Source organism: Actinomyces sp. HMSC075C01 (assembly GCF_001812965.1).
Taxonomy (GTDB): Bacteria; Actinomycetota; Actinomycetes; order Actinomycetales; family Actinomycetaceae; genus Actinomyces; species Actinomyces acetigenes.
Window position 1 is genome coordinate 1 of the sequence record NZ_KV810943.1, and the last position, 1,643, is coordinate 1,643.

Annotated in this window: 1 protein-coding gene; it reads left to right on the top strand. The window is 65.4% G+C overall.

Annotated elements, in window-relative coordinates; genetic code table 11:
• On the top strand, positions 1-1,643 hold a 1,643-nt coding region (locus tag HMPREF2883_RS01980; RefSeq protein WP_256277286.1), incomplete at its 5' end, for an OmpA family protein.

The window sequence follows — 1,643 nt, forward strand, 5'->3', positions numbered from 1 at the left end:
TGGGTTTGCCGGTGCTGGCGGGTTGTGACCTGCCGGGAGTCTCCAAGGACAAGGGAGGGTCGGCCTCGCCGTCGGGTTCCACCGCTAGCAGGCCAGCCACGGCTGGCAGCGCTCAGACGGGTAGCACCGAGTGGCAGAAGCTTGACGGTCACGTCATGGGCCACAAGGTGAGTGTGGAGGTCTCCCCCGTCATCCGCCAGGACGAGACCTCGTACATCGCCCTGAAGCTCACCCGGGCATCCGACGACGCCTCTGTGAAAGAGATCAATATCAGCTCTTACGGCGGAGACGACAACAAGCTCAAGACTGACAACTATCTGGGAGCTCCGACAACCTACGGCCCCGGCACCGGCGCCTCATGGACCAAACTTCTCGACCTGGGCTCAGGTCGGGTGTGGAGCGCCGTCGACGGCAGCGGTGCTTTTCTGTACCTCAGCCCCGGCGAGGAGACCACCGCCTACCTCTCTTTCGGCAAGGTCGACACCGACTCCGTCACCGTCATGGTCCCCATGGCCGGCTTCACCACCGTCTCCGTCCTGGACGCCAACGACGCCAAGAAGGCCGGCATCAACCTCACCACGGCAAAGCAGGAACTTGCTAAGTGGCCCAACGCCATCACGAAAGATAAAGATACGGCCCCAGTTACTATTGAGCGCTATACCCGGGCCCTGGATGACTCCACCAGCACCCACGCCGGCGGCAAGGACATCACCGTCACCCTGGCATCAGATGTCACCTTCGCCTCTGACTCCGCCGACCTCACACCACAGGCTGACACCCAGCTCAAGACCGTGTCCGCCCAGCTGGCCCAGTACCCCGACGGCGGGGCCCTGACGATTGTGGGGCACACCGACGACGTCCAGGACGACGCCTACAACCAGACCCTCTCCGAGAAACGCGCCAACGCCGTCAAGACCAGGCTCGAACAGCTCACCAGCCTCGACAAGTGGCAGACATCCGTCTCCGGCAAGGGCGAGTCCGAGCCCAAGATCAACGACACCAGCGACCAGGCCCGCGCCGCCAACCGACGCGTCGAGATCACCCTGACCCCCACCGGCGGCACCACGACCAAGAACAGCACCACCCCCACCCCCAACAGCAGCAGCACAGCCACTAACCCCAGCAGCGGCAAGCTGCCCGACCCTCAGGGCCCCGTCGCCAAAGGCCCCGAAGGCGTCACCCTCACCACCAAGAGCGGCGACACCAGCGGAGAGGTCACCATCACCCTCGACCACGTCACCCGCTCCGGCGGCTACCTCCTGGGCACCGTCACCTGCACCGTCAAGAACGGCTCCACCGGCGCGCAACTCCACCCCCTGCTCCAGGACCCCCAGACGGCCCTGTCCAACCAGCGCGACGAGGACGGCAGCGCCGTACAAACCCTCCTCGCCAGCGACGGCCTGACCCTCCTCAGCAACGGCGAGCGCATCTTCCCCGCCGACTACCTCGACGCCTACAACAAGCAGCACCTCCCCCTGACCGAGCTCAACCTCTACGACCGCCTCAAAGGCGGCACCACCACCGTCTGCGTCGTCTGGCCCGACCCCGGCGGCGACACCACCACCCTCGACCACCCCAAGGGCAAGTACTCACCCCCAGACACCGCCTACCGCCTCACCAACATCCCCATCAAGAACAGCTGA